This window comes from Acinetobacter sp. ANC 4169 (genome assembly GCF_002135355.1).
GTDB lineage: Bacteria > Pseudomonadota > Gammaproteobacteria > Pseudomonadales > Moraxellaceae > Acinetobacter.
Map to the genome: position 1 here is coordinate 20,334 of NZ_NEGE01000005.1, position 24,151 is coordinate 44,484.

21 protein-coding genes and 1 other RNA gene are annotated in these 24,151 nt (G+C 43.6%); 7 read left to right on the plus strand and 15 right to left on the minus strand.

From position 1 onward, the window contains the following. Positions 1 to 39: 39 nt before the first annotated feature. The 5 genes from B9T26_RS05060 to B9T26_RS05080 are packed head-to-tail and all read right to left on the minus strand — an operon-like array spanning position 40 to position 8,855. Positions 40 to 1,629: an ABC transporter ATP-binding protein gene (locus B9T26_RS05060; RefSeq protein WP_086198667.1), complete on the minus strand. Its 1,590-nt coding sequence runs from the start codon at positions 1,627 to 1,629 to the stop codon at positions 40 to 42. Continuing rightward, entirely contained in the window at positions 1,604 to 2,617 is a 1,014-nt protein-coding gene (locus B9T26_RS05065; RefSeq protein ID WP_086198668.1) for an ABC transporter permease, read from the minus strand. Before B9T26_RS05065 ends, B9T26_RS05060 begins: the two co-directional genes overlap by 26 nt. After that, positions 2,617 to 3,681 (minus strand): microcin C ABC transporter permease YejB, encoded by a 1,065-nt coding sequence (locus B9T26_RS05070; RefSeq protein ID WP_086198669.1) that lies wholly within the window; start codon positions 3,679 to 3,681, stop codon positions 2,617 to 2,619. The genes B9T26_RS05065 and B9T26_RS05070 overlap by 1 nt, the downstream gene beginning before the upstream one ends. A 33-nt stretch (positions 3,682 to 3,714) precedes the next feature. After that, positions 3,715 to 5,553 carry an extracellular solute-binding protein gene (locus B9T26_RS05075; RefSeq protein ID WP_086198670.1) on the minus strand — a complete coding sequence of 613 codons (1,839 nt, stop codon included), beginning with the start codon at positions 5,551 to 5,553 and terminating at the stop codon, positions 3,715 to 3,717. 26 nt (positions 5,554 to 5,579) lie between these two features. Next, positions 5,580 to 8,855 (minus strand): LysM peptidoglycan-binding domain-containing protein, encoded by a 3,276-nt coding sequence (locus B9T26_RS05080; protein WP_086198671.1) that lies wholly within the window; start codon positions 8,853 to 8,855, stop codon positions 5,580 to 5,582. A 222-nt stretch (positions 8,856 to 9,077) separates the two neighbouring features. On the opposite strand from B9T26_RS05080, the gene dnaQ reads away from it, so the two are divergent. The 3 genes from dnaQ to nudC all read left to right on the plus strand — a co-directional run bounded on the left by dnaQ (position 9,078) and on the right by nudC (position 13,078). Next, positions 9,078 to 10,535 (plus strand): DNA polymerase III subunit epsilon, encoded by a 1,458-nt coding sequence (gene dnaQ / locus B9T26_RS05085; protein WP_086198672.1) that lies wholly within the window; start codon positions 9,078 to 9,080, stop codon positions 10,533 to 10,535. 126 nt (positions 10,536 to 10,661) lie between these two features. Further along, positions 10,662 to 12,305 (plus strand): chemotaxis protein, encoded by a 1,644-nt coding sequence (locus B9T26_RS05090; RefSeq protein WP_086198673.1) that lies wholly within the window; start codon positions 10,662 to 10,664, stop codon positions 12,303 to 12,305. Continuing rightward, the gene (gene nudC / locus B9T26_RS05095) at positions 12,305 to 13,078 is read left to right on the plus strand and encodes an NAD(+) diphosphatase (protein ID WP_086198674.1); all 774 of its coding nucleotides are present in this window, start codon (positions 12,305 to 12,307) and stop codon (positions 13,076 to 13,078) included. The genes B9T26_RS05090 and nudC overlap by 1 nt, the downstream gene beginning before the upstream one ends. 1 nt (position 13,079) lies before the next feature. On the opposite strand, the gene B9T26_RS05100 is transcribed toward nudC, so the two are convergent. From B9T26_RS05100 to B9T26_RS05115, 4 genes are read right to left on the minus strand one after another with little or no spacing between them, the layout of a single operon-like run. Then, positions 13,080 to 13,967, minus strand: a complete 888-nt coding sequence (locus B9T26_RS05100; RefSeq protein ID WP_086198675.1) for an alpha/beta hydrolase — start codon at positions 13,965 to 13,967, stop codon at positions 13,080 to 13,082. Next, positions 13,957 to 14,640, minus strand: a complete 684-nt coding sequence (locus B9T26_RS05105; RefSeq protein WP_086198676.1) for a BON domain-containing protein — start codon at positions 14,638 to 14,640, stop codon at positions 13,957 to 13,959. Before B9T26_RS05105 ends, B9T26_RS05100 begins: the two co-directional genes overlap by 11 nt. 60 nt (positions 14,641 to 14,700) lie before the next feature. Next, positions 14,701 to 15,129: a YraN family protein gene (locus tag B9T26_RS05110; RefSeq protein WP_086198677.1), complete on the minus strand. Its 429-nt coding sequence runs from the start codon at positions 15,127 to 15,129 to the stop codon at positions 14,701 to 14,703. Next, positions 15,129 to 16,064: a penicillin-binding protein activator gene (locus B9T26_RS05115; protein ID WP_086198678.1), complete on the minus strand. Its 936-nt coding sequence runs from the start codon at positions 16,062 to 16,064 to the stop codon at positions 15,129 to 15,131. The genes B9T26_RS05110 and B9T26_RS05115 overlap by 1 nt, the downstream gene beginning before the upstream one ends. Before the next feature lie 12 nt (positions 16,065 to 16,076). Between B9T26_RS05115 and rsmI the strand changes: the two genes are divergently transcribed. Then, entirely contained in the window at positions 16,077 to 16,916 is an 840-nt protein-coding gene (rsmI, locus tag B9T26_RS05120; RefSeq protein ID WP_086198679.1) for a 16S rRNA (cytidine(1402)-2'-O)-methyltransferase, read from the plus strand. 79 nt (positions 16,917 to 16,995) lie between these two features. On the opposite strand, the gene B9T26_RS05125 is transcribed toward rsmI, so the two are convergent. The 6 genes from B9T26_RS05125 to B9T26_RS05150 all read right to left on the minus strand — a co-directional run bounded on the left by B9T26_RS05125 (position 16,996) and on the right by B9T26_RS05150 (position 22,843). After that, positions 16,996 to 17,244 carry a hypothetical protein gene (locus tag B9T26_RS05125; protein WP_086175247.1) on the minus strand — a complete coding sequence of 83 codons (249 nt, stop codon included), beginning with the start codon at positions 17,242 to 17,244 and terminating at the stop codon, positions 16,996 to 16,998. Between the two features lie 176 nt (positions 17,245 to 17,420). Continuing rightward, on the minus strand, positions 17,421 to 18,671 hold the full coding sequence (locus B9T26_RS05130; protein ID WP_086198680.1) for an FAD-dependent monooxygenase: 1,251 nt from the start codon (positions 18,669 to 18,671) through the stop codon (positions 17,421 to 17,423). Then, entirely contained in the window at positions 18,668 to 19,876 is a 1,209-nt protein-coding gene (gene ubiH, locus B9T26_RS05135; RefSeq protein ID WP_086198681.1) for a 2-octaprenyl-6-methoxyphenyl hydroxylase, read from the minus strand. Before ubiH ends, B9T26_RS05130 begins: the two co-directional genes overlap by 4 nt. A 463-nt stretch (positions 19,877 to 20,339) precedes the next feature. Continuing rightward, positions 20,340 to 20,579, minus strand: a complete 240-nt coding sequence (locus tag B9T26_RS05140; RefSeq protein WP_086198682.1) for a DUF378 domain-containing protein — start codon at positions 20,577 to 20,579, stop codon at positions 20,340 to 20,342. A 224-nt stretch (positions 20,580 to 20,803) separates the two neighbouring features. Beyond that, positions 20,804 to 22,135, minus strand: a complete 1,332-nt coding sequence (gene pepP, locus B9T26_RS05145) for a Xaa-Pro aminopeptidase (RefSeq protein ID WP_171262944.1) — start codon at positions 22,133 to 22,135, stop codon at positions 20,804 to 20,806. Positions 22,136 to 22,210: 75 nt separating this feature from the next. Next, on the minus strand, positions 22,211 to 22,843 hold the full coding sequence (locus B9T26_RS05150) for a UPF0149 family protein (protein ID WP_086198684.1): 633 nt from the start codon (positions 22,841 to 22,843) through the stop codon (positions 22,211 to 22,213). 64 nt (positions 22,844 to 22,907) lie between these two features. Between B9T26_RS05150 and B9T26_RS05155 the strand changes: the two genes are divergently transcribed. The 3 genes from B9T26_RS05155 to ssrS all read left to right on the plus strand — a co-directional run bounded on the left by B9T26_RS05155 (position 22,908) and on the right by ssrS (position 24,029). Next, positions 22,908 to 23,459, plus strand: a complete 552-nt coding sequence (locus tag B9T26_RS05155) for a hypothetical protein (protein ID WP_086198685.1) — start codon at positions 22,908 to 22,910, stop codon at positions 23,457 to 23,459. A gap of 2 nt (positions 23,460 to 23,461) precedes the next feature. Next, positions 23,462 to 23,746: a cell division protein ZapA gene (locus B9T26_RS05160; RefSeq protein ID WP_086198686.1), complete on the plus strand. Its 285-nt coding sequence runs from the start codon at positions 23,462 to 23,464 to the stop codon at positions 23,744 to 23,746. A gap of 100 nt (positions 23,747 to 23,846) precedes the next feature. Then, positions 23,847 to 24,029, plus strand: a non-coding RNA gene (gene ssrS, locus B9T26_RS05165) — 6S RNA. Positions 24,030 to 24,151: the final 122 nt, after the last annotated feature.

The window sequence follows — 24,151 nt, forward strand, 5'->3', positions numbered from 1 at the left end:
CGTCAATGACTTTTCTGACAATATATCTTGTCAGTATATTTAAACATACTGACTCGCCTCTATAAGCTGCTGGGTATATTCAGTTTGCGGATTTAAAAATAATTGTTCAGTGTTTTGAAATTCCATCACTTGCGCATGTCGCAATACCAGTACTTTCTGGCACAGCGCCTTCACCACTTGTAAATCATGACTAATAAACAAATAACTGATCTGATGCTCTTGCTGCAAGCGCCTTAACAGCTTCACAATTGCGCGCTGGGTGGTACGGTCCAGTGCCGAGGTTGGTTCATCCAGAATCAGTAACTTCGGTCGTAAAACCAAGGCTCGTGCCAAGGCAACACGCTGACGTTGTCCACCAGACAGTTCATGCGGATAACGGTTTCGAAAAGACACCGGCAATTCCACTTTTTCCAGGGCTTCATCAATGCGCTGCGATATTTCCATGGCAGAGAATTTTTTTAAGCCCAGACCTTCCCCAATGGTTTGCTCCACATTCAGACGTGGATTTAAACTGCTAAACGGATCTTGAAAGACTATCTGGAAATCAGCACGTAAAGGCCGTAACTGCTTTTCATTGCACTGGTTTAAATCGGTGCCGAGCAGCACAATTTCACCAGAACTTTTAATCAGGCGGGTAATCGCCAAAGCCAGCGAGCTTTTACCGGATCCGCTTTCGCCGACAATGCCAATCGATTCGCCTTGCATTAACTGCAAGTCCAAAGGTTCTACCGCCACAAAGTAATCTTTGACCCGGTTCAACAATCCTTGCTTGATCGGAAACTTCACCGCAACATGATTTAAAGTTAATAAATTTTCAGCCTCGGCAATGTGCAACGCTTCACCAAAATCATGATTCAGCAAATCACGGGTATAGGCTTGTTTCGGGTGTTTAAAGATTTCGGTAACACTACCCTGTTCTTCCACCACACCTTTATTCATCACAATGACCTGATCGGCATAGCGACGCACCAGATTCAAGTCATGACTAATCAGAATCATCGCCATATTTCGGCTTTGCTGTAAAGATTTCAACAGTTTTAAAATCTGTGCCTGTAGCGTTACATCCAGAGCAGTGGTCGGTTCATCCGCAATTAAAATATCCGGATCTAGCGCCAAGGCCATGGCGATCATCACGCGCTGACGCTGTCCACCAGAAAGCTCATGCGGATAACGGCGCAATTTATCTTCCGGATCGGGAATCCCTACATCCTTGAGCAATTCGATAATGCGTGCCCGGGTCTTCTGTTTAGACCAGCCTTGCAACAATAAAGTTTCACCGATAATTTTTTCCACCCGATGCAAGGGATTTAAAGCCGTCATCGGTTCCTGGAAAATCATGGCAATTTTATGGCCACGAATTTGTCGCAGCTGTTCAGTTTTCAGCGCCAACAGATCTTGCTTTCCCAATAAGGTCTGACCTTGAATCTTCAAAGTACTGGGTAAAAGCCCCAGCAAGGCCAGACTGCTAATCGACTTGCCCGAACCACTTTCACCGACTAAGGCAATGGTTTCACCGGCATGCAGCTGAAAATTCAGGTCAGCTACCAGCACATGTTCTGCTTGCCGGATATTTAAATGTTCAACGCTGAGCAGAGCTGGCGGATTATTGGCGTCTTGGATCGAATGCATCGCGTGTCGCCTCCCCAATATAAATCAATAAAGATAGGACAATCGCCAAGCTAAAGAAGCCCGATAGTGCCAACCACGGTGCATTCAAATTGGATTTGCCTTGTAATAATAATTCACCCAAAGATGCCGCATCCGGTGGTAAGCCGTAGCCTAAAAAGTCCAATGCAGTCAGTGCAGTGATGTTTGCGGTTAACATAAAAGGGAGCTGCGACAGGCTGGAGCTCATGGCATTCGGCAAGATGTGGCGCAGCATAATGGTCCGGTCTGTAACTCCCAGGCTACGTGCTGCGCGTACATAATCCAGATTACGTGCTTTTAAAAACTCGGCCCGCACCAAACCGACCAAGGTGGTCCAGCCAAATAACAGCATAATCAGAAATAGCCAGTAAACATTGGGCGTAAACATGCTGACCAGAATCATCACCATGAATAACATCGGCAAACCACCCCATACTTCCAGGATGCGCTGACCGAGCAGATCGATCCATCCACCGTAATAGCCCTGAATCGCGCCTACCGCAATACCTAGAAGTGCTGATGCAATGGTGAGTGCAAAACCAAAAAGCAGTGAAACGCGCAAACCATACAGAATACGGGCCAATACATCGCGGCCCTGGTCATCGGTGCCTAGCCAGTTTTGTGAAGTCGGTGCAGATGGTACTGGTACAGCCAGTTCCAAGTTAGGTGTTTGGTAGGAATATTTAATCAGTGGCCAAACTGCCCAGCCTTTTGCATTGATCAGTTGCTGCACCGCTGGATCTTTATAATCGGCTTCGGTTTCAAACACGCCACCAAAAGTCGTTTCCGGATAAGACTTCAACACAGGTAAATAAAGCGAATGGTTATAACTCACCAACAGCGGTTTATCGTTGGCAATCAATTCTGACACAAGCGATAAAATGAAAATCACGGCAAAGATGATTAAGCAGCCGAAACCGAGTTTATTTTCCTGGAAACGCTTAAAACGCGCATGCATTAATGGCGACATTATTCTGCACCTCGCGACTCAAAATTAATCCGCGGGTCAATCACCTGATATAACACATCGCTGATTAATCGCAGCACCAGACCGAGCAAGGTAAACAGGAACAAAGTGCCAAAAATCACCGGATAATCTCGCTGTTGAATCGCTTCAAAGCCCAACAGGCCCAAGCCATCCAGATTGAAGATAATTTCAATAAACAGGTTGCCAACAAAGAAAATGCCAATCAGCGCTTCCGGTAAACCGGCAATCACAATCAGCATGGCATTACGAAACACATGGCCATAGAGTACCCGTGACTCACTTAAGCCTTTAGAACGTGCCGCCAAGACATATTGCTTGTTTAACTCTTCCATAAAAGAATATTTGGTTAAATACGTGAGGCTGGCAAAACCGCCAATCACCATCGCCAGTAAAGGCAAAGTCATATGCCAGAAATAGTCTTTGATTTTGCCCAGCCAGCTTAAGCTGTGAAAATTTTCCGAGACCAGACCCTGTAGTGGAAACCACTGGAAATAGGATCCACCGGCAAAAAACACAATCAATAACACAGCAAAAACAAAAGAAGGTACTGCATAGCCAATCGCGAGTAATAGCGAAGTAGATTTATCGAACAGCATGCCATGCTGACGGGCTTTTTTTATCCCTAAAGGAATAGACACCAGATAAATCAGCAAAGTGCTCCATAGCCCCAAAGACAGCGATACCGGCATTTTCTCCCACAGCAATTGGGTCACCGGTTTATCTTTAAAAAAACTGCTGCCAAAATCAAAAGTGGCATAACTTTTTAACATGTCCCAGAAGCGGATGTGCGCAGGCTGATCAAAACCGTATTGGGCTTTAATCTTTTCCACCATTTCTGCACTTAAACCTTTAGCCCCTTGATAATTACTTTTGACACTTGCAGTTTCGCCACCCGTTGCACCGAGGCCCTGAAATGTTTCTGCCTGTTGAATCGCCTGTTCGACTGGCCCGCCGGGTGCAATCTGAATCACCACAAAGTTAATCAATAAAATGAAAAACAGCGTGGGAATAATCAGCAGCAGTCTTTTTAGTATATATATGCCCATCGAAACAGTGTTCCTTGTGCCTGCACTATTGCTTTATTGTTGACGTAAATAATGAGTAACTTTTTTCGCTTGTTCGGCATCGCTCCACCAATAGTCAATACCGGATGACAGCTTCGGTTTCACTTTCGGTTGATGATACATATTCCAGTAAGCAAACCAGTTTTCACCCTTACCATAGGTCGGAATCTGATAATAACCGGCACGCAGCAAACGATCCAGCACCCGGGTTCTGATGACCAGTTGCTCACGGCTCGGCGCACGAATGACCTGTTGTACCATGTCGTCAATCACAGGATTTTTAATGCCTGCATAGTTGTAATTCCCTGGTTGATCTGCCGAGGCACTGCCCCAGAACTGTGCCTGTTCATTGCCCGGATTGAGTGACTGCGGCATTACACTGGTGGTCATATCAAAATCCTTGCTGCGCATACGCTCGATATATTGCGGCACATCGACATGACGGATAGCAACTTCGATTCCCAAACGTTTCATATTGCGGATAAAAGGCATTAAAGTGCGCTGCAAACCATCTTGATGAATCAGAAATTCAATCCGGATCGGCTTGCCTTTGGTATCGAGCAAGCGACCATTTTTAAAGGTATAGCCGGCTTTTATGAGTAGCTGACGGGCTGTGAGCAGATTATTGCGGTTAAACCCGCTGGCATCAGACACCGGGTATTTCCAGTTTTGAACGACACCCTGCCGCTGAATGGGACTCAGTCTGGCTAAATAGGGTTTTAAAATTGCCAGCTCTGCAGGGTTTGGCGTGCCTTTGGCTTCCAGTTCACTATTGGCAAAATAACTCTGTAGCCGTTGATATTGGCCATAGAACAACGCTTTGTTTTGCCATTCAAAATCGTAGGCATAAGTAATCGCTTGGCGGAATTTAATGTCTTGAAAAGGTGCACGGCGGGTATTAAACACAAAACTTTGTGTTGGAATCGGGTTGTGGTGCTGGAACCTGTATTTCACCACCATGCCTGCTTTGACCGCAGGAAAATGATATTCAGTCACCCATTTACGCGCGGTAAATTCTTCATGCAGGGTATATTGGCCCGACTTAAAACCTTCAAAAGCAATGTCCAGATTGCGGTAGTAGACATACTTCAAACGGTCAAAGTTATAACGCCCTGTGTTTACTGGTAAATCTTTACCCCAGTATTTGGGATTGCGTTTATAGCTAATACTTCGACCTGCATCGATACGGTCAATCAGATACGGACCGGAACCTAAAATCGGTTGCATGGTGACCCGGGTGAAATCCTTATTCTGCCAATCTTTTTTGGAATAGATCGGCATTTGTGCCAGAATCAGCGGCATTTCCGAATTATTGCCGGACTTAAAACTCATCTTGACCGCATATTTGGACAACACTTCGGTTTTCTCCAGATCAGACAGATACATTTGCAGTCCCGGATTAGACTTGGTTTTATAGGTATCAAAACTGAATTTTACATCTTGTGCGGTAACTTCACTGCCATCACTAAAACGTGCTTTGGGATTAAGATGAAAAATGACGTATCTGGTTTGCTCAGGATCATAAGTCACTTTTTCGGCCAGCAAGGGATACATCACCCCCGGCTCATCCAGCGAATTCGACATCAGCGAATCAAACAGAAATTCCACCCCATCCGTTGAGCTGCCTTTGCCATTCATACTGTTTAGATTGTCAAAAGTACCATTGCTGGCGGTACTTAAATAACCGCCCTTAGGCGCTCGGGCATTGGCATAAGGCATGACTGACAAGTCGGCATATTTCGGCTGGCTATGTACTGCAATGTAGGGGGTGGTCTGCACAGCAGCCCACAGCCCTTGAGTCAACAGACTCATCCCACAGGCAAAACTCAAGCGTTTTGCGATAGCAAATGACATCTAAACGACTCCCTGTCTTTGCATTATTATAAGTTTGGAACTTTAATCACTTCACCAATACGCAATTGTTTATTGGGTTGCATATCATTCATTTCTGCGAGTTTCGCGCTATCCAAACCATAACGGTTAGCCAGCCCGATTAAAGTGTCACCACGTTTGATTTTATATTCAACCACAGTTTTAGGTAGCACAATCTGCTGCCCCACACGTAAACCAGCACGGGCATTTAAATCATTCATCGCTGCCAATTCGGCAACCGATACACCGACCCGATTGGCAATGGCATTTAAAGATTCACCTGACTTTACGGTATATGCATCGGTACTTTTCGATGATTTCACTGCTTTTGTTACCGCAGCTTCTGCCTTAGTTTCAAGCTGTGGCAAATCACCCTCGATTTTTAAACGTTGCCCGATACGTACCGTTGAATTGCGGGTTAAACCATTTAACGCAGCCAAATAATCCAGTTGTAAATGGTATTTTTTCGCAATGCTGCTTAATGTTTCACCTGGTTTAACCACATGGCTATCGCTCTTTGCAAAGCTGACTTTTTCAACTTTGACGTCTGCTTTGTTAGGCGCTGCGACGGGTTCTTCACCGCTGAGCTTTAAACGCTGCCCCACGCGTAAGCCAGTATTGCGGTTAATTCCGTTAATATTGGCAATATAATCCATGCCTAAATTATATTTGGCCGAAATGGCAGACAGGCTATCCCCCGATTGCACGGTATAACTATCCGGAACAGTTGAACTTGCAGGAATCTTCAGGCTTTGACCCACTTGTAAACCATGCGTATGGGATATTTTGTTCAGCTGTGCCAATTCAGTGACTGAAATTTTCGATTTGGCTGCAATGCTCGACAGGGTATCGCCACGTTGAACGAGATAAATTTCAGTTTTATACGAAGATTCCCCAGTAGCATTTTCTGCTTTCACAGAATTGGCTTTTTCTTCCTGCTTGGTTTCTGGATTGGTGTCAACTTCATTTAATGGCACATTAATTTTTTGTCCCACCCTTAAGCTGCTGCCCGCAGTCAAGCCACTGGTTAAATCAGCCAGCTCCTGATTGGACAAGGCATAACGGTCTGCAATCAGCTTGAGATATTCGCCACGTTTAACTACATAGGACTTGGTTTTCACTTTGGCAGTGGATTTTGAATTATTGGTCTTGGTTTCAGCAGTATCGGAATTACTTTGCGCAGTTTCTTTTAACGATAATTTTTGCCCTACACGCAAACCACTGCTAACCGACAAATTGTTGTAATCGGCCAGCTGTTTCACCGACAAGCCAAATTGGCTAGCCACACCGGTCAGACTATCATTGGCTTGAACCACATAAGTTTCAGGCTGTGCTTTAGACTTAGACGATGCAGAGGTTTCTGTAGTTTGTGGTTTGGCATCGTACAAATAAATACTGGTTCCCACATACAGCGGCGAGTTTGGATCAATCTGGTTCCATTTCGCTACATCGCGCCAGTTTAAGCCATTTTTCATGGCAATGACCGCCAAAGTATCACCCGGCAGAACGGTATAAGTAGTACGTTTTCCTTTAGGTGCGGTAACAACAACTTCTGAATCGGTCTTAACGTAGTTTTTACCCTGGTTGCGTTTAGCTTCATCAGAGTCCGCCTTGGTACTTTCCGCCACACCTTTTGGATAAGCAAAACCTTTGGTTAATTCCTTACCTTGCTGCTCAGCCACTGACAGACTGGTTTGAATGGCAGTTAACTTAATTTTGCCGTCAAATGGATCGACAATTTCGGTGCCTTGCGGTGCAATGGCTTTAATTTCTGCCACCACTTTTTCCTGTTCAGCTTTACTTGCTACAGGCTGAAGCACCTGTTCTACGGTTTTATTTTCACCTTCTGCTTTTACCGCCGCCATAATTTGCTCACGCTCAGCCGCAGACAATGGCGGTTCTATAGTCACTGGCTTGACATTGGCTCCCTGACTCACCGCAACAGGAATACGTGGTGCACTTGGAATATCACTATTTGCAGCAAAAGATGCCAAGGCATCAGAGCCTTGAGGCGTAGCTATACGTGCGGTTGTTGAAGGCTTTGTTCCCGTTACAGGGTTAGCTGCTTTAACTGGCGCAGTGGTGGCTGGCTGAGAACTTTTAGTAGTAGTCGTTAATACGGGTGGCGCCGTTTTTACCGGATTAATTACTTGAGTATTTAACTCAGGTGGATTGCTTCTTTCCGGAGTAAATGGTTTTGCCGTGCTTGCCCATAGCGCACCTGAATTTGGCGAGAGCTTTTTAAGCCGGGCATCAATAGCAGGACTTAAATCTGCAGGAATAATGATCTTCATTGGGCTTTGATCATCAATCCAATCGCCACGATGACCTGGATTGAGCTGATATAGCTCGGCACGGCTTAAACCGGTCACGGATGCCACTTCATTTAAACTCACCGGCCCTACCGACACTTCCCTAAAGTGTGGTCGGTTGGCAATCGGTGGTAAAGACACACCATAAGCATTTGGATTTTTAATAATTTGCGCCACTGCCAGGAAACGTGGCACATAGTTCATGGTTTCCTGAGGCAGTTTCAGTGACCAGTAATCAGTCGGTAAACCTGCCGCCTTATTACGGTTAATGGCTTGCTGGATACGTCCCGGGCCTGCATTATACGCCGCCAAAGCCAATTCCCATGACCCAAACTGGTTATACAAGCCACCTAAAAACTCATAGGCTGCACGGGTCGATTCCACCACATCACGACGGCCATCATACAAACTGGTTTGTCTTAAACCATAAATACGTCCGGTACTTGGAATAAATTGCCACATCCCGGCTGCAGCTGCGCTACTGGTCGCTGCAGGGTCATATGAACTTTCAATAATCGGCAATAAAGCCAATTCTGTCGGTAAACCACGACGTTCCGCTTCTTTTACCGTATGATAAAGATAACGGGATGCACGGGCACTTAACCGGTCCAGATAAGGTTGTCGGGAAATAAACCAGCCGCGCTGGGCTTCAATACGAGAGTCCCAATGAGTCTGATCCATCTTGAAACCGACGGTCATACGCTTCCACACATCACCATGTTTCAAGATCAGCAAGCGGTCACCTTCTACCGCCCTCATATCGGTTGCAGACAATAAATCTTCTAATGAATCCAGGCTGTTGGCATCCAGATATCCGGATGAACCGACCATTTTCGATTTTGAGCCATGTGTTGCACTCTGGCTGGAGGAACATCCTGTCAGCCCCAAAGCAGCTAAAGCTGAACCCAGTACAGTTATTTTTAAAAAATTGGGTAATGTAGGCTGCCACAAAATCGCGGTTGGTTTATACATAAAAAAATCCAAACAACTCGTATAAAATTTATTTTTTAGATCTGCCATTGTAGTGAAGCATGGGGTAGACACAAGGGATTAATTTAGCGCGATTTCACTATAAATGTTACAAGAATTTAAAAAATAACCATGTAATACACTTTTAAAGTGGAATTGCGTTATACAATATGCCAATCACTTGGTTTAACTTGACTCTTATTTTAGCGTTCGGATTTGGTTTATATGACTCAAACAATCACTCTCTATGTCGATGGCGCTTGTCGTGGCAATCCTGGTTTAGGCGGTTGGGGTGCATATATCATTACCGAATCAGAAAAGCATAAAATTTATGGCGGAGAAGCAGAAACCACCAATAACCGCATGGAACTCACCGCGGCAATTGAAGGCATTAAATTTTGCCCACAAGATGCCAAACTGATCATCTGGACCGACTCCAAATATGTCAAACAAGGCATTACCGAATGGATTCATGGCTGGAAAAAGAAAAACTGGAAGGATGTCAAAAATCCGGACCTGTGGAAATTGCTGGATGCGACTTGTCAGGGTCGTGAAATCGAGTGGAACTGGATTAAAGGCCATGCCGGACATCCAGGCAACGAAATGGCCGATCAGCTGGCCAACCAGGGTGCCGATCAAACCTTAAAAACCATGAAAAATCCCTTAGCATCAGCCGGAACTGGACCAGAACAGGCCGATACGCTGGATAAAAAAAAAGCTGAAAAGGACTGGTTACTAGATGACCCCTTTGGTTTCGACCTGATGGAAGCCGAGCTGCAAGATGAGAGCGAAGTTTTGGATAGTGCAGCTTTAGAAAACCAAGCCCTAGACAACAAAGCTTTAGAAAATGCAGAACAGGAAAACCATCAGGCAGAGAGCTTGCAACACCAAGCAGAAATTCCAGAACCTGTTTTAGAAAGTGCAACACCTGCTTCCGCAAAACCGCTGCACCCTCATATCGTGATTACCCCACGAACCAAAGAAGTTCATGGCCCACGCCAACTGATTCTGGATACAGAAACCACCGGTTTCTACTTTCAGGACACTGACCGCATTATTGAGGTCGGGGCAATTGAAATGGTCAACCGCAAACTGACCGGCAGCTCCATTCACATTTATATCAATCCGCAAAAACCTGTTGGTGAATCTGAAAACATCCATGGTATTTCAGATGAGTTCTTGAAAGACAAACCGCTTTATGCAGACATTGCCGATGTGCTGTTTGACTATTTAAAAGGCGCAGAAATTATCGCGCATAATGCGACCTTCGATATGAACTTCCTCGATATGGAGTTCAAGCGCGCAGGCTTTGTTGCATTATCGGAAGTGTGTGCAGTGACCGATACCCTGGCCATGGCCAAGAGCAAACACCCGGGACAAAAAAACTCCCTCGATGCTTTGGTGCGCCGTTATGAAATTCCGCAACGTGACCGTACTTTCCATGGTGCGTTACTGGATGCCGAAATTTTATCGGATGTCTATCTGGCCATGACCGGTGGTCAGGTTTCCTTTGATATGGATACCCTGACTGAAGCCGAGCAACAGCAAGGCCAAACTGCACGTAGCACAGTACAAATAGACCTGCCTGTGATTTTACCTTCAGCCGAAGAACTGCACGCACATGAGAATTGGGTCAAACAATTTGAAGAAAAACATGGAACAGCTTGTCTTTTTACAAAATAAAATCTACATTTCTAGTGGTTTTTTGTATTTAAACGTTTAACAGTTAAGTTATAGTTAAATGTAAAGAAGTTTCGCCTTGAACAGGCGACTCATAAACAGATAAAACACTAGGAAAGGTGCAGATCCATGTCTTACCAAACCTCAATTCATTTTGATCCAACTGCATTGCTGATAATAAAAAATGAGGTTGATAATTCAATTAAATTAGTTGAATCAGCGGTTAGTTCCCTAGCAGAAGACCAGACTTTACCTTTTGGTATTGATGATGCGTTGAATCAATTTGAGCAATGTGCTCAGGTTCTTGCACTCATCGATATGCAAAGTTTGGCTAAAATTGCTCAATATTCAGCAGAGTTGATGCGCAAAATTATGGGGAATCCTGCGCAAATTAACACACAGGAAGTGGTGGCCTTAAGTGAAGGGACCACCATGTTGAAACGCTATATCGAATTTATTTGCTTACGCGAAGTTAAAATTCCCCAGTTCCTGCTCGACACCTTGAACCGTCTGGAAATTGTGCTGGGTAAACCTATTACTCATGAAGGTCAGCATATCGAGTCATTGCTGGACTGTATTACTCCTGATTTTCAGCTGCCTCAAGCACCGAGTCTGGAAAAATCCCAGTACATCCACCGCCTGTATAAACTGTCTTTACACAAGCTGATTAAGCAGGAAGAAACTGAATTTGATCTACAGGCGATTAAATTGGTCGGTGCATATTTAGCAGGTCTGGCTGAAAATACGCCAAGCAAGCAATATTGGAATCTGGTGCACGTCGCATTTAATCAAATCGATCATTTGCTGCTGAATGATCCGCGTTTACGCACGCTGGTCAGTATTGAGCGAAATATGGCGCAATATTTCAATGCTTCAGATCGCTTCAAGCCAAGTCTGGTCGATTTAGCCAACATCTTAAGTTTGTGTATTAGTCAGGAAGATGATACTGCGCAGCATATCCGTAGCCAGTTAAACGTAGCTGAAGATCATTTAACCGATACTCAATTGCAGGTATTTAGCCGTCATCTGTATGGCCCAGATTTTGATACCATGCATACCATTAGTGAACTTGTGACCACAGAAATGGCACAAATTCGTAATGATATTGAATTCAACTATCAAAACATGACTCCTGAGAAAACGCGGGAACTACAAGACAAACTGATTAGTCTTGCCAACATTTTCAAAGTGCTCAATCTGAATGAAGCTTTCAATGATTTATCCCGTCAAGCCAGCTTGCTGGAAAAGACTGAAGTGCTTAAAGATGAAAGTTTCGCACAACAATTGATGAATTGTATTTTATCGGCCATGAATTCGATTGGCGTTCTGGAACGTCATCATACTTCAAGCCGTTTACAGCTTCGCGTCCACAACATGAACATCTCTTTAGACCGTTTAGATGAAGCACACGATGCTTTACTCAACGAAACTAAAGCAGCAGTTGGACAGACCAGCGAATCTTTAATGCAATATCTACAAGATCAGAATCTGGCAGGCTTGGAAAACATCCCAACCCAATTACGTGAAATTGGTGGCGCCCTGCTGTTCTTAAATGCTGAATCAGGTCAGACTTCATTAAATACTGCGGCAGCGTTTATTCAGCAACAATTGGAAAATTCTGCAACCATCAGTGCTGAACAGATCAATCATGCTCTCGATACTTTAGCCAGTGCCGATATGCTGATTGACAATTTAAAATCGAAACAGCCTGTCCTGCAGTCCATGTTTGATGTAGCATTGCAAAGTAGCGAAAAACTGAAAACTGTTGCCTAATGTCTGAATTGTCACTTGCTTATATCTTTCATCAACATCAAATTTTAGTCGATGAAAACTTTCAACTTCCCCGAGTAGAACGTGTAGCAAGTGACCTTCACTTCAGCACGGGTGATCAAGTGATTGCCCGTGATCTTCTTGAAAACGAACCTATTCCTAGTGGCCTGCAACTGGTTCCCATCCGCCAGTTATTAACGCTGTGGGATACCAAACAGTTTGAAACAGCCAGTCGTGCCATCCAGCTTTTAGAATGGCGCAGAAATCATCAGTTCTGTAGTCATTGTGGTCATAAAACCGAAGTTCATCCGACTGAATATGCCATGGTTTGCCCTGCATGCCGTTATCACCAGTATCCGCGGGTACAACCTTGCGTGATCACGGTCATTACTCGGGGTGATGATGAAATCCTGCTGGCAAAAAATGCGAAAAACAAAAGCAATATGTATGGACTTATTGCCGGTTTTGTCGAAGTTGGAGAAACTTTAGAAGAAGCAGTACGCCGTGAAACTTTTGAAGAAGTGGGTTTAAAAGTAAAAAATGTGCAATATCTTGCCAGCCAACCCTGGCCATTTCCAAGTAATTTGATGCTCGCCTTCCGTGCTGAATATGCTTCTGGTGACATCCAGCTACAAGAGGAAGAAATTAGCGATGCACAATTTTTTAAATTTGATCAACTGCCTGAAATTCCATTTAAAGGCAGTATTGCTTATGCCATGATTAAACACATCACCGACGGTCATCCGGTTGCAGATGACACCCGTGAGTGGCTGTAAGTCAAGTTTTTAAGGCTTCTTCCAGCACTATTAAAATTTGTTGCTTGGTCTGAAAATAACGGCTAAACAGACTCGATACCGAACCCATAATAGAAACATGCCCTGTTCCGGGAATGGTAATCATTTGGCTGTAATTGCCCTTTTCCTGCAAAATACGGTGCAAATCCTGCGAATTACTATGTCCTACCACTTGATCATTTGCGGCCAAAAACAGGTAATGCCGCACCTGATTGGATTCAACAAAATAGTAAGGCATCACCTGTTGATAAGGCACGCTCTGATCAAAGGCCTCTGCACATAGCGGATCATCTTTATAATCAAAATGATATGGTCCCGACAGACCAATAATGGCACGGATCTGAGAACGGCATTGCAGACTATAAGGATGGGGATGATAGAGCGCCGACATCACATTAAAGGCACCGGCTGAATGCCCCATCAGTACTATTTTTTCAGTCCGAATATTTAGTCTGGATTGATGCTGAGTCAAATAATTCAGCGCCAAACTCAGGTCATCAATATAACTTGGAAACACATGTTCTGGTGCAAGATGATAATTAATCACCGCAACGTCATAACCTTCTTTGGCAAAGGCTTCACCGACAAAACGATAATCTTTTTTATCACCATGCAACCATGCCCCACCGTGGACAAACACGATTAAAGGCCGCTGCTCAAGCGGAGATGCAGCGGAGAAAATATCAAACCGCTGACGTGCTTTTAAACCATAAGCAATATTTTCATGCAGCGTATAACCTTTGCGTGGGGTTAAACGGTTAAGGGCATAACTGCCAAAATCGTAAAGGCGAAAATCTTTGTAGAGTATTTTCGCTTTTTCGAGTTTTGGCTGAATTCCCTTTCTAACTGCTTGTACAACCTTATTGAGCATAGGTTGGCTCTGCTTGATCGGGATCAATGGCCACTGGTGTCTGTTCCACCGGTTGTGCATTCACAAGGGCACTACTCAAGCTTGAAGTCACCGCTCTAGACTGTTCAACATTATCAATCAGGGTAATGATTTTAGTGACATTGCCAACTTGCTGCAGCACTTGATTCAGATCATTAATTTCTGCGGTATTTAAACGCCCCATCACATATAAAACACCATCTTCGGTGTGAATGCGTACTTTACTGTCAGATACCACTACGGCTTTCATAATCAGGCCACGGGTATTCGCAGTCACGGTGGTATCTTGCATGATCGTGCCATAACCAATCTGGTTACCGACAGTAATGTAATTATGCACGGTTTTAACATCACTCATGGCACGGACATTATCTTCAGCCAACTGCTTTAAGTGTGCATCCGGCACTTGACCGGTTAATAATACATTGCCATGAAAACTTTCTATATTGACGCGAGATTGTTTAAAGCGGCTGTCTAATTTATATAAATTGATTTTAGCGGTACGTTCTATAGAGGAATCGATAAATACCTGTCCCAGAGAACGGGCGCCACTTTCTGTCCCTACCGGGGCCGATCCTGTGCCACTCGAGATAAAACTTGCACAACCAGATAAACTTGCTACACACAGTAACGTCATTGCAATACGGTTAAACACTCAGCAAGACTCCTCATTATTCAGTTCTATTTTATTTCAGCATTTATGCTCTGATTTTGTTCAAAGATTAATAAACTCTTGATCAAAAGTAAAAGCATTTTCAATCCATTGTTGATCATAAGTGAATTTGGAAAAATCTTGCTGTATGGTTTTTGCAAATTGTTGAAGAAAATCAAAACAAATCACATCAAAGCGACAATAACAAGTTTGATATTCCGGATAAGCATGCAAAAAGCACAGTGCCGATTTCATAATCTTGCGCTGTTTAGAAAAAGAAATGCTTTCACAGGACTGGGCATATTGGGTCACTGAACGCGCTTTCACTTCGACAAAAATCAGTTCCTGAGCTTTATGTACAATTAAATCAATTTCCCCATAACGACAATGGTAATTTGCTACAATCAACTGAAAACCGTGTTCCCTTACTAACTTTAAAGCTTGCTGTTCAGCCCATTGCCCCAAATTTAAATGCGCTGGAAGATTTGACATCACAATGCCCTGATCCCTTTTTTGGTATTTTCATAACAATGGGGAATCCGGTGAATTAGGTTATTATTGATTTGAATCAAGCCAGTACGTCCCTGAAACTGTAGGTTTTTTAAATGGGGCTCTACTAAATACTGGCTTGCAATATGCCAGGCATCACCACCAAAGGCGATCAGGCGCTGATAGGCCATGGAAACGCTGTTTTGCTGATTGGCTTGCATGACATCTGGCCATTCAGTGCCATATAAAGCCGGAGCATCACAAAACTTCACCCCTACGGGTAATGCCTGATCTTGTTCAATGGCATTGGCTAAGATATAGATATTTTTATGTGGCAGCTTTGCCAGCTTATTTAGCCAGCTATTATTGCCCAGTAACAATAAACCGGTTTGTTTATTTAATTTTTTCGGGGCTTCCTCAATTAAATTTAGCGGATAATCTGTCTGGGTAAGCAAAGAAATCAAAAACAGTTCATTGTCAATTTCAGAATCCTTTTGCTGCAAAACATATAGCTCTTTGATTTTGTCATTTTGTAATACCTGATCTAGCGCCACCGCATCATCCTGCTTGGACAAACTAAATTGTCCCACATTGGCAAACTGCGATGACACCTCATTCAAAGCCAAAACCCGAACCTTCGGCTGTGTCTTGATTACAGCTTCCACATCTTGACGTGCCAAGGGTCCAATCACCAGTTGGGTTTTTTTATTGACATTTTGTTTAAGCAACTGCGCGATTTGTTTTTTGTCCGAGTTTACAAATCTAATTGGCGTTTTCAGGTCTGATGCCTGATAAGCACTCATAAAACCCTGTTTGATACTTAATCCGGCTCGCGCCAAAGGTCCCGATTCGGGTAAAATGACCAGCACTTCAGCTTGGGCGTGATTCAAAATGCAATACAGGATGAAGCTCATCAATATTTTTTTATTATTCAACATTGGAGAAACCTTATGAGTGCTCAGTTATTTGTTGTAGCGACCCCAATTGGGCACTTAGATGACATTACTTATCGTGCTATTGATATTCTAAAGTCTGTAAGTATCATCGCGGCAGAAGATACGCGCACTTCTGCTCAATTATTAAAGCACTTTAATATTACAACTCCGCTTACTGCCTGTCACGAACATAATGAAAGCAATAAAATTGATGTATTGATTCAAAGACTACTAAACGGCGAGAACATGGCGCTGATTAGTGATGCAGGAACGCCGCTGATTAGCGATCCGGGTTTTAAACTGGTTCGTGCAGCTCAGCAGCACAATATCCGTGTGGTTCCGGTACCTGGTGCATGTGCAGCCATTGCCGCGCTCAGTTCAGTCGGTTTACCGAGTGACCGTTTTAGTTTTGAAGGTTTTTTGCCTTCTCGCCAAAGCCAGCGGCTTAGCCAGTTAGAAAAGCTGAAAGATGAAACCCAAACCCTGATTTTTTATGAAGCACCGCATCGTATTCTGGAATCAGTGAAAGATATGGCACAGGTGTTTGGTGCCGATCGCCCAGTGGGTTTTGCCCGTGAAATTACCAAGACCTTTGAAACCATCAAAAAGATGACCTTGGCAGAACTGGTGCAGTTTATTGAAGCTGACCACAACCAGCAAAAAGGTGAAATTGTGCTGGTGATTGGCGGTGCAACTGAAGAAAAGGATCTGGAACAGGAAAAACTGGACCAGTTATTGAGCCGTTTATTACAGGACTTATCAGTAAAGGCCGCTTCGCAACTGGCTGCAGACTTGACCGGAATTAAAAAGAAAGTGGCTTATCAACGTGCGTTGGAACTCAGCAATAAAATCTGAGCGGCTGTCAGCTCAAAACAAAAAGCATCACTTTAGTGATGCTTTTTTATTCTGTAGCGAAACCCGGCAAAAGATTCAATTAATCTTTTGCTGACTCATCTGCAGGTACTTCAGTGATACGACCACCACGAGCAAGGAAAGCAGCAACTTCATCTTCCAAAGCTTGACGCTGTTTCAGTTTGGCAGTCACTGTAAGTGTTTCAGCTTCAGCAACATCACCATCAGTTGCAGTTGTATCACTGTCAGACGCACCTTTTTCAGCAGCTTTTGCTTCATCTTCATCGACTGCAGTTTCTTCTACATCATCGTAGTCATTCATATCTGTCATCTTTCTTTCTCCCCACAAATGACTTCTATCAATCCAGTTTAAATTGATTGCGAATTAGGAAGAAATTTAACAATCTCTGCACGTTTCGCATAGGGTCAATTTTAAAAAAATCGTATCTTTTTTAATCAAAAAAGTAAACTTGTATAAATATTTGTACAAAAAATGGTTCTTCAGTTTCAAACGGCATAACAAGTATCTTTTAAGGTTTGTAATCCGTTGGCTTGTGACATAAAGGCATCTTTTAATGCCGCATGTTGTTCCACCTGTTTTAAGCCAAAATTTCGGGCCCAAACCACCGGGAAAAGCTGGGTGGTTTCCATCCATCCAATCGCAGACATGCTATGCATCATGGCATCATTTTGACCTTTGCGGCGGTGTTCATAGCGTTGCAAAGTCTGTTCATGTGCCCATACCCCACGTTTTAGATCATGCAGCAGTGCATCACATAAAATGGCGGCATCCAAGCAACCAATATTCACCCCCTGACCGGCAAGCGGGTGAATCACATGTGCAGCATCTCCAATCAAGGCTAAACCGGCTTTGACATACTGCTGTGCAGCACGCGCTTTCAGTGGGAACTGTGCTCGTGGCGTTGCCTCTAAAACTTCGCCCAACATATGATGGCTTTCACGTGTGAGCAACGCAGTAAAATCACTATCATTCAATGCCGCATATTCTTCTGCATAATCGTCTGGCAAGGTCCAGACAATCGATTGCCAATAGCCATCCTGTTCCGGCTTTAAACTGGCCATCGGTAAAAAGGCCAACGGTCCCGTTTCCAGAAAAATTTGTCGGGCCACATGCTGATGCGGTTGGGCGGTACGAATCGCGCAAGTCAGGCCAGCCTGCTTGTAATCGAGGATATCCAGATCAATAAAGGCCTGTTCACGGACAAAAGAATTGGCGCCATCTGCACCAATCAGCAGCTTGGTTTTCAACTGGGTTCCATCCGCCAGATGAATATGCCAAATGCCTGCTATACCCTGCTCTATAGCTGTTACCTTGACCTGAGTGCGGTAATCTTCAAGCTGTTGCAGCATGTGTTGCTGAATCGCCAGATTGAGGATACTCGGCTCGACCATTGAACCCAATGCCTGTTCAGCCGTTGGTGTTTTTATGGATAGCTGACCGAAATTGATTTCACCATAGCCATTTTTATTCCACACCTGCATGCCGCTATAAGGCATCTGGCGTGCCAGCTTTTCCCAGACCCCGACCGTTTTCAGCAAATGAATGGTCGCCTGACTTAAGGCCAATACCCGCGGATTGGCAATGGCCTTGGTTTTTTCTGCATCTAGAATGGGAGCCGCATCCAGTACGGTTGCCTGCACACCGCCTTGAGCAAGCAACAATGCAGTCAGACCGCCAACCAGACCGCCACCCACAATTACTACATCACGAATGTTGCTATTTTGGTTAAGTGTCATGCTTTTAACCCCATGGCATAGTTGGCCACCAGCGGCTTAATGCCGGGAATGGTATCAAAAGCCACCAGTCCGGTATTGCGTATTAATTTCAGCATCGGATTCTGGTTACTAAAACCACGCACCACACTGTCACAGAACTTAATCACCCGTTGTTGATCGGTCAGACGTGATTTTTCATAATCCAGCAACATGGCTGCATCCCCCAAGTCGGCTGCTTGTGCCAGTTGTTCGGTTAAATAGCGTACCAACACATAGGCATCACGCATACACAGGTTAAAGCCCTGACCTGCTACCGGGTGAATGGTATGCGCTGCATTCCCCATCAGGACTACACGACCGACCGCCTGTTTTTCAGCTAACACTTGTGAAAGTGGGAAGCTAAAACGGCGACCTGTTTTCTGGAATTTTCCGGCACGGTCACCATAAGTTTCCTGTAAGGCATCTAAAAAGTGTTGATCGTTTTCTTCGCCTAACCATTCCCCTTCTGTGCCTTTTTTCACCGGCCAGACCACTGAACGGCGGTATTCACCCGGTAATGGCAATAATGCCAATGGTCCAAGCGGGCTAAAACGTTCAAAGCCGACATGGTTATGCGGTTTTGAGGTTTGCACCGTAGTTACGATGGCGACCTGATCATAATCATGTTCTGATGCGCCAATCCCTAGGGCTTTACGGCAAAAAGAATCACGGCCATCGGCAGCGATCAGCAGTTTTGCTTGTAAAGATAATGTTTCTTCGCCACGTTGTGCTTCGATAAAAGCTTGATCAGAATCTTGTTTCAGTGAAGTGACTTGTACACCATCAATCAATTCAATTAAAGGCTGTTGACGTACTTCAGTAAGCAGCACACGCCCCAGCCATGCATTTTCAATCACTTGACCAAAGCTTTCGACTTTTTCCTGTTCTGCTTTTAAACGTGCCTTACCAAAGCTGCCCTGTTCGGTAATATGCACTTCTAAAATAGGAGTAGCATGTTCTTGCAAGGCATTCCATAAGCCCAGTTCCTGATAAATCTGTACACTACGGCGTGACAAGGCACTGTTTCGTGCATCAAAACTGGAGTGATAAGGTGCAAGATGGGCATCATCATAATTTGGGTATTTGATGGCTTCGAGCAGCTTCACCCCGATATTAGCCTTTGCCAACATTAAAGCCAGACTGAGTCCGACCATACCGCCGCCAACAATGATGACTTCTTGCTGCATGCTTTCATCCTTTTTTATCAGGTATTCGAATTCAGGAGATTTATCGAAATACGTATAAGCTGTAATGGATTTTATATTACATCAAAGATTTTCATTTTTATAATGAATTAGAGCTTTGCTTGTTCTTGATATGGGAGTGTGGGTAAATTTCAGCTATACAGCTGCTCATACATTGCTAGCTTTTCGCCATACAAGGAATTTTTCCTTTTACCCGAATTGCAGGAATAATTTTAAAATTTCCAACATAGTAAAATATGTTGAAACGTTGAGCTCTCGGTTCTATATCGATTAGAACTTCCCGCATAAAAAAATATAGTTCTCGACTTATTCGCATAAAAAAACGGAGCTTAGGCTCCGTTTTTGTTTAGGGAAATGAGTTCAGCCAAATAAGCCGATAATATAAATGATGCAACCATCGACTTCATCAGGGTTCAAGTTAATCTATACATTCAAAGCTTGGCTGTTAACGCACAATATTTGTATGTGTATCAGTATGATGTACTGTTCTGCCTAATTTCGTGCCTGTATAGATTAAATAAAGTGCAGATAAACCCACCAGGACATACACAATTCGAGATAAGGTGCTCATTTCACCAAAGATTGCAGCGACCAAATTGAAATCGAATGCACCAATTAAGCCCCAATTTAGGCCGCCAATAATCGCTAAAGCATAGGCAATCCAGTCTATAGTATTTAATCTCATAATTTTTCTCCCACTCTTCTTTAGTTTATTTAAGGATCAGAGAAATTATGGAAAAGAAAGCCCATTGAATATGTTGCTTTGATGCAAAAAACCGATTTCTTGTGTTGAATTAATGTGATTTTATAAGTCGTAATTTTTAATCTGGTTAGTTTTATTTAAGTTATTCGCGAAACGCGTAAGTAAAAAAGCCGATCATCTGACCGGCTTTTAACATACACTTTCGCTTAGGCTACTTTCGCTTTTGCCATCAATGCTTCAATATCTGCTACGGTTTTTACTACATTTTTAGTGAGCACCAGTGGGCCATTTTCGGTAGCCACCACATCGTCTTCAATACGGATACCAATACCACGCCATTTGGCATCAACAGTTTCATCATCGGGTGCAATGTATAACCCCGGTTCTACAGTAACCACCATGCCGTCTTCATAGGCACGCCATTCACCATCCTGTTTATATGAACCGACATCATGCACGTCCATGCCCAGCCAATGACCGGTACCATGCATATAGAACTGGCGGAAAGTTTCTTTTTCGATAATTTCTTCAAGATCACCTTGCATAATGCCGAGGTCTAATAAGCCTTGAACCAGAATGCGTACCGCCACATTGTGCGGTTCTTTATACGAGTTACCAATACGCACCGCATCAATTGCAGCAATTTGCGAATCGAGTACCACGTTATATAAGGCTCTTTGTTCAGGACTAAACTTGCCGTTGACCGGGAAAGTACGGGTGATGTCTGAGGCATATAACTGATATTCACATGCCGCATCTATCAGCACCAAATCACCATCCTTTAGCTCTTGGTCATTTTCCACATAATGCAAGATACAGCCATTTTTACCTCCACCCACAATACTATTGTAGGAAGGTAGGCAGCCATTTTTACCGAACACATAATTCAATTCTGCTTCCAGCGCATATTCCATCATGCCCGGTTTCACGGTTTGCATGGCGCGAGTATGCGCTTCAGCACTGATATTCGATGCAAGTTGCATCAACTTGATTTCTTTTTCGGATTTGTGTAAACGCATTTCATCCAGAATGCGGTCCAGCTGAATCACATGCGCAGGTGCAGAAGTACCTTTACGTGATTCGCCATTGGCCTGAGTAAGCCATTTTGCTACACGGGCATCAAAATCAGCCTGCTGCCCAATCCGATAGAACAATTTTTGTTTATCGAACAGTTTCTCGATAATTTCTTCATCCAGCAGGTCAATCGCATAAGCCTCGTCCGCCTCATAATCATCTACTGCCCCGTCGACACCGGCACGATAACCGTGCCATATTTCCATTTCACGGTCACGTTCGCGGCAGAACAAGCTATAGGTATAACCTTCATCAATCGACTCAAAAGTTTCAATCACCGCCACAGCTTCAGGTTCTGCAAATCCCGTCAGGTAGAAAAAACTGCTATCTGCACGAAATTTATAATCTGCATCACGGTTACGCATAGCCACCGGACTGGTGGCAATAATCGCTATACTGTGCGGACCCATTTCTTCTGCTAGGCGGTCGCGACGTTCCTGAAAATCGGCTTGAGTCAGTTTCATCATTGAATTTACTTTTATCTTTTATGAATAGGTTATAACTTTTAAATCATCTGTTCTTGAACACCATCGCCCGAATTAGCTCGGACGATGTGGGGTAAACATTTCTACTACGTTGCTGGCTTCTGTAGTCGCACTATTTTTTTGCAATTGCGGCTGAATATTTTGCAACAACGGCGTTTCTGCAACTTCTACTTTCTTGCGTCCCAAAGACAGGCTAACTGGAATCAGGCGCACAAACTCATAAAGTTCTTGATAGCTTTCTTCGCCTTCTTCGTCATCATCCGACTCATCAAACTCGACTGCTGCTACATCTTGCAGATGTTCGATCAGTTCCATTTCATCTTGACGGATATGTCCTGAAGCCAAACCAAAACCTAGAACCACACCGGCACACCAGTCTGCCAAGGCTTGTACACGGTCTGCAAGCACATGTTCATCATCAGGAAGTAAAGGAAGATAGTCGAGCTCATCTTCAGATAGCGCGTGGGCAATATCTTCTGCTTCATCGGCTAATATCTCTAAAACCTGCTGTTCTAACGCCGGAATTTCAAGGGTGGCTAAAATTTGTTGCCATTCCTCACTTGTCGGTGCCTGAGTAACACAAACAATACCCGTTAGTAGTCCATGTAACTCACTTGGGCTTGAAATCTCTTCAATTTTTGAAAAATTGTGGTGCCATTCCGACCAACCTGAAATATCGTCTTGCATTCGTTTATCCAATCTCTATACTTCTTATATATTACCTTTGTTTGCGATACTGTGCGACTACGATATGTTAGAAGAATTACAGCGTCTACAGGCGCATATTGGCGTTTTAAAAACGCGACTTGCGCATTTTAAAAGTGAAAATGATGCACTGAATGCTGCAAAAGCAGATTCCAATGAGCACCATCATGCCCAAATTGTGCAAAAAAATGGCATTATTACCCAGAAACAAGAAGAAATAGATAATCTAAGCGAGCAATTAAACGAAACCCAATCGCAATTCAAGCAATTGAATACCGATGCGGCCTCTTTAGCTGACCGTTATAGCCGTTTGGAAAAGAGTTGTACCGATCTTAAAAACCGCTTTCAGGAAATTCTGGCTGAACGTAATGAATTACGCATCATTAAAGAAAAGATGCAAAATGAACAGCGCCTTGCCCAGCAGGAAATTCAAAGCTTGCAACAGGAACGTGAAAGATTGTTACAAAAAAATGAACATGCCAAAGCCAAGGTAGAAGCCATTATTCAGCGTCTTTCTATTTTAGGTACTGCTCAAGATCAACACGCGCAAGAAATTCAACAGCTTGCTCACCCAACCGATGCAAATGAGGACATTTAATCATGAGTGAACAAATTGCGGTGGAATTGCGTGTACTGGGGCATAATTTCCGTTTAGCGACGACAGAAGCAGAGAAAGCTGATTTAGAGCGTGCAGCTGAATTATTAAATGAAAAATATGATGATTTTCGTCGTAAAGCACCGCGGGTTGAACCGAGCAAGCTGATTATTATGGTGGCACTGGAACTGATGCAGGAAGTGCTGGCTATGAACAAATCCTTGCAGGAATACTCACACTGTGAACGATTATTGACGACAATTTTAGAAGAAGTGGATGAGTTAGTTTAATTTTCATTTAAATTGACTAAAGTATCGACAGTTGAAAACTAAGTTTACAGTTCCTGAACACTGAAGATTTGCCAATATCTCATTATTAGTTATACTTACTTCATCTCTGAGGTGTTCGCCAGCGAGTCTATATCCCTGCCGATACTTAAATCTACGGATTGTGTTCTGCATATTTAGAGTGTATGCCCATCTTCGTATGGGAAACCCAGCAAGTATGCGTCGCGTCCACCTTGAACTTCTTCGGGTTCAGGGTAACGACATGCAGCGGCATCTTCGGAGTGTTTTTCTTAATATTCTAATAATCTTTTATTACAACAATTTTTCATATTTCTTAGCTTTAAATAAATTCTGCATTTAAATTCAATTCCATCTTCCACTTATCTTTTATTAGGGTCTGTTAACAAT